3 rRNA genes are annotated in these 5,481 nt (G+C 55.0%); all 3 read right to left on the reverse strand.

The annotated features are described in order from the left end of the window. Window positions 1–9: 9 nt before the first annotated feature. Window positions 10–126 (reverse strand): 5S ribosomal RNA (rrf, locus tag CI089_RS16130). A gap of 99 nt (window positions 127–225) precedes the next feature. Continuing rightward, window positions 226–3,332 (reverse strand): 23S ribosomal RNA (locus CI089_RS16135). Window positions 3,333–3,706: 374 nt separating this feature from the next. Next, window positions 3,707–5,226 (reverse strand): 16S ribosomal RNA (locus tag CI089_RS16140). The 16S, 23S and 5S rRNA genes sit together here, the layout of an rRNA operon. Window positions 5,227–5,481 lie beyond the last annotated feature (255 nt).

Genomic DNA, 5,481 nt, shown 5'->3' on the forward strand with positions numbered 1-5,481 from the left:
ACGAAAGAAGTCCGGCGGTGTCCTACTCTCCCACAGGGTCCCCCCTGCAGTACCATCGGCGCTGTGAGGCTTAGCTTCCGGGTTCGGAATGTAACCGGGCGTTTCCCTCACGCTATGGCCGCCGAAACACTATTGATGTTTCAGTCTGCACAACGATTGATCGTTATGCGGTTCTCGACCGTACATCGAGAACCACTCAGTGGACGCAAGCACCAAAAACGGTGTGTTATCAAGTCATCGGCTTATTAGTACCGGTCAGCTTCACGTGTTACCACGCTTCCACATCCGGCCTATCAACCCAGTAGTCTAGCTGGGAGCCTCTCGCCCGAAGGCATGGAAATCTCATCTTGAGGCCGGCTTCCCGCTTAGATGCTTTCAGCGGTTATCCATCCCGAACGTAGCTAACCAGCGGTGCTCCTGGCGGAACAACTGGCACACCAGAGGTTCGTCCAACCCGGTCCTCTCGTACTAGGGTCAGATCCTCTCAAATTTCCTACGCGCGCAGCGGATAGGGACCGAACTGTCTCACGACGTTCTAAACCCAGCTCGCGTACCGCTTTAATGGGCGAACAGCCCAACCCTTGGGACCTACTCCAGCCCCAGGATGCGACGAGCCGACATCGAGGTGCCAAACCATGCCGTCGATATGAACTCTTGGGCAAGATCAGCCTGTTATCCCCGAGGTACCTTTTATCCGTTGAGCGACAGCGCTTCCACAAGCCACTGCCGGATCACTAGTCCCGACTTTCGTCCCTGCTCGACCTGTCAGTCTCACAGTCAAGCTCCCTTGTGCACTTACACTCGCCACCTGATTGCCAACCAGGTTGAGGGAACCTTTGGGCGCCTCCGTTACTTTTTGGGAGGCAACCGCCCCAGTTAAACTACCCACCAGGCACTGTCCCTGAACCGGATTACGGTTCGAAGTTAGATATCCAGAGTGACCAGAGTGGTATTTCAACAATGACTCCACGGTAACTGGCGTCACCGCTTCACAGTCTCCCACCTATCCTACACAAGCCACACCGAACACCAATACCAAGCTGTAGTAAAGGTCACGGGGTCTTTCCGTCCTGCTGCGCGTAACGAGCATCTTTACTCGTAGTGCAATTTCGCCGAGTTCGCGGTTGAGACAGTTGGGAAGTCGTTACGCCATTCGTGCAGGTCGGAACTTACCCGACAAGGAATTTCGCTACCTTAGGATGGTTATAGTTACCACCGCCGTTTACTGGGGCTTAAATTCTCAGCTTCGCCTTGCGGCTAACCGGTCCTCTTAACCTTCCAGCACCGGGCAGGCGTCAGTCCGTATACATCGTCTTGCGACTTGGCACGGACCTGTGTTTTTAGTAAACAGTCGCTACCCACTAGTCTCTGCGGCCTCCACACCCTTTCGGAGTAAATCCTAATAAGTGGAAGGCCCCCCTTCTCCCGAAGTTACGGGGGCATTTTGCCGAGTTCCTTAACCACGATTCTCTCGATCTCCTTGGTATTCTCTACCTGACCACCTGAGTCGGTTTGGGGTACGGGCAGCTAGAACCTCGCGTCGATGCTTTTCTCGGCAGCATAGGATCACCCACTTTTTATCCGCATCGTGTCTCAGCCTTAATGAGTCACGGATTTGCCTATGACTCGGCCTACGCACTTGCCCCGGGACAACCATCGCCCGGGTTGGGCTACCTTCCTGCGTCACACCTGTTAATACGCTAGCCGCACCAGCATGGGGTCGAGCGTTAGACCGGACCGTCTCACCCCGAAGGGATCAACAAAGCCCGGGTTAGGACTCTTAGCACCACTGGATTAGCTTGGGCGGTTCTTCGCCGGTACGGGAATATCAACCCGTTGTCCATCGACTACGCCTGTCGGCCTCGCCTTAGGTCCCGACTTACCCAGGGAAGATTAGCTTGACCCTGGAACCCTTGGTCTTTCGGAGGACGTGTTTCTCACACGTCTTTCGCTACTCATGCCTGCATTCTCACTCGTGTGCCGTCCACGGCTGGGTCACCCCGCCGCTTCACCCGGCACACGACGCTCTCCTACCCATCAACACGGCTGGACCACGAAGGCCTACCAATAATGTCAATGCCACAACTTCGGTGGCGTGCTTGAGCCCCGTTACATTGTCGGCGCGGAATCACTTGACCAGTGAGCTATTACGCACTCTTTCAAGGGTGGCTGCTTCTAAGCCAACCTCCTGGTTGTCAGAGCAACTCCACATCCTTTCCCACTTAGCACGCGCTTTGGGACCTTAGTTGGTGGTCTGGGTTGTTTCCCTCTCGACTATGAAGCTTATCCCCCACAGTCTCACTGCTGCGCTCTCACTTACCGGCATTCGGAGTTTGGCTGACGTCAGTAACCTTGTAGGGCCCATCGGCCATCCAGTAGCTCTACCTCCGGCAAGAAACACGCAACGCTGCACCTAAATGCATTTCGGAGAGAACCAGCTATCACGAAGTTTGATTGGCCTTTCACCCCTATCCACAGCTCATCCCCTCAGTTTTCAACCTAAGTGGGTTCGGTCCTCCACGACGTCTTACCGTCGCTTCAACCTGGCCATGGATAGATCACTTCGCTTCGGGTCTAGGACACGCGACTGAATCGCCCTATTCAGACTCGCTTTCGCTACGGCTACCCCACACGGGTTAACCTCGCCACGTATCGCTAACTCGCAGGCTCATTCTTCAAAAGGCACGCTGTCACCCCTACTAAGGAGGCTCCAACGGTTTGTAAGCAAACGGTTTCAGGTACTATTTCACTCCCCTCCCGGGGTACTTTTCACCTTTCCCTCACGGTACTTGTCCGCTATCGGTCATCTGGGAGTATTTAGGCTTATCAGGTGGTCCTGACAGATTCACACGGGATTTCTCGGGCCCCGTGCTACTTGGGATACTCTTCACGCCAAGAGAAGCATTTCGACTACGGGGTTCGCACCCTCTATGACCAGGCATTCAAACCTGTTCGTCTATACCTTCTTGTAACGTCGACCACTCGGCAGAATGATCAGAAAAGTCCCACAACCCCCAACGTGCAACGCCTGCCGGCTATCACACACGCAAGGTTTAGCCTGATCCGGTTTCGCTCGCCACTACTAACGGAATCGCTGTTGCTTTCTCTTCCTGTGGGTACTGAGATGTTTCACTTCCCCACGTTCCCTCTACCCGCCCTATATATTCAGGCGGGAGTCACTAGGTCGGCACGCCGCCCAGCGGGGTTTCCCCATTCGGACACCCTCGGATCACAGTGTGCTTATCCACTCCCCGAGGCTTATCGCAGATTGCTACGTCCTTCTTCGGCTCCAGATGCCAAGGCATCCACCGTTTGCTCTTAAAGACTTGAAATCACATGAGTTGAATCGTCAAAAAATTGACTAATGATCTTTAAGATCATCTTCACGACACAACACCCGAAGGTGTCGCATCGAAGATGCTCGCGTCCACTGTGTAGTTCTCAAAGTACGGGCGGTACCCTCCCCACATGCCACCCAAGCAGCATGAAGAAAAGGCCCAGAGGTTGCGGACTCTCATCCGGTCCCTCAGGACCCAACAGCGTGCAGGTGCGACACCCGAAACCCTCCCCGTTCCCACCGCAAGCGGCGTACTAGAGAAGAACCTCATCCTTCGCACCATGTCAAATGTTCCACCCATGAGCTCCCAGCGAAGAACATGTGCCTTCGAACCGGGTTCTGGACTCCGAAGAGTCAGATGCTCCTTAGAAAGGAGGTGATCCAGCCGCACCTTCCGGTACGGCTACCTTGTTACGACTTAGTCCTAATTACCGATCCCACCTTCGACGGCTCCCTCCACAAGGGTTGGGCCACCGGCTTCAGGTGTTACCGACTTTCATGACTTGACGGGCGGTGTGTACAAGACCCGGGAACGTATTCACCGCAGCGTTGCTGATCTGCGATTACTAGCGACTCCGACTTCATGAGGTCGAGTTGCAGACCTCAATCCGAACTGGGACCGGCTTTTTGGGATTCGCTCCACCTCACGGTATTGCAGCCCTTTGTACCGGCCATTGTAGCATGCGTGAAGCCCAAGACATAAGGGGCATGATGATTTGACGTCATCCCCACCTTCCTCCGAGTTGACCCCGGCAGTATCCCATGAGTTCCCACCATTACGTGCTGGCAACATAGAACGAGGGTTGCGCTCGTTGCGGGACTTAACCCAACATCTCACGACACGAGCTGACGACAACCATGCACCACCTGTATAGAGACCTTGCGGGGCGACTGTTTCCAGACGTTTCCTCTATATGTCAAGCCTTGGTAAGGTTCTTCGCGTTGCATCGAATTAATCCGCATGCTCCGCCGCTTGTGCGGGTCCCCGTCAATTCCTTTGAGTTTTAGCCTTGCGGCCGTACTCCCCAGGCGGGGAACTTAATGCGTTAGCTGCGTCACGGAATCCGTGGAATGGACCCCACAACTAGTTCCCAACGTTTACGGGGTGGACTACCAGGGTATCTAAGCCTGTTTGCTCCCCACCCTTTCGCTCCTCAGCGTCAGTTACGGCCCAGAGATCTGCCTTCGCCATCGGTGTTCCTCCTGATATCTGCGCATTCCACCGCTACACCAGGAATTCCAATCTCCCCTACCGCACTCTAGTCTGCCCGTACCCACTGCAGGCCCGAGGTTGAGCCTCGGGTTTTCACAGCAGACGCGACAGACCGCCTACGAGCTCTTTACGCCCAATAATTCCGGATAACGCTTGCGCCCTACGTATTACCGCGGCTGCTGGCACGTAGTTAGCCGGCGCTTTTTCTGCAGGTACCGTCACTTTCGCTTCTTCCCTGCTAAAAGAGGTTTACAACCCGAAGGCCGTCATCCCTCACGCGGCGTTGCTGCATCAGGCTTGCGCCCATTGTGCAATATTCCCCACTGCTGCCTCCCGTAGGAGTCTGGGCCGTGTCTCAGTCCCAGTGTGGCCGGTCACCCTCTCAGGCCGGCTACCCGTCGACGCCTTGGTGAGCCATTACCTCACCAACAAGCTGATAGGCCGCGAGCTCATCCCTGACCGAAATTCTTTCCAGCTACTGACCATGCGGTCGCAGCTCGTATCCGGTATTAGACGCCGTTTCCAGCGCTTATCCCAGAGTCAGGGGCAGATTGCTCACGTGTTACTCACCCGTTCGCCACTGATCCACAGAGCAAGCTCTGCTTCACCGTTCGACTTGCATGTGTTAAGCACGCCGCCAGCGTTCATCCTGAGCCAGGATCAAACTCTCCGTAAAGAAAATTTGCTGCGACCAGCCGGAAAAAGACTGGAGCAGCGAGTTTGATGCTGACCAAAGAGATAAATCATTGCTGACTATCCGTTGCCTCCCCCAAAGGGAAGGTCTTTGATCCAAAGGAATCTCACCCACCGAAGTGGAGTCGAGGTTATTTGGCATTTGACAAGTGCACGCTGTTGAGTTCTCAAGGATCGGACGCTCCCCCAACTGACCTCACAGCCAGCCCAGAGGGCAACTTCACAACCATACCCCACC

Source organism: Microbacterium sp. Yaish 1 (genome assembly GCF_002245215.1).
In the GTDB taxonomy this organism is placed as follows: Bacteria; Actinomycetota; Actinomycetes; order Actinomycetales; family Microbacteriaceae; genus Microbacterium.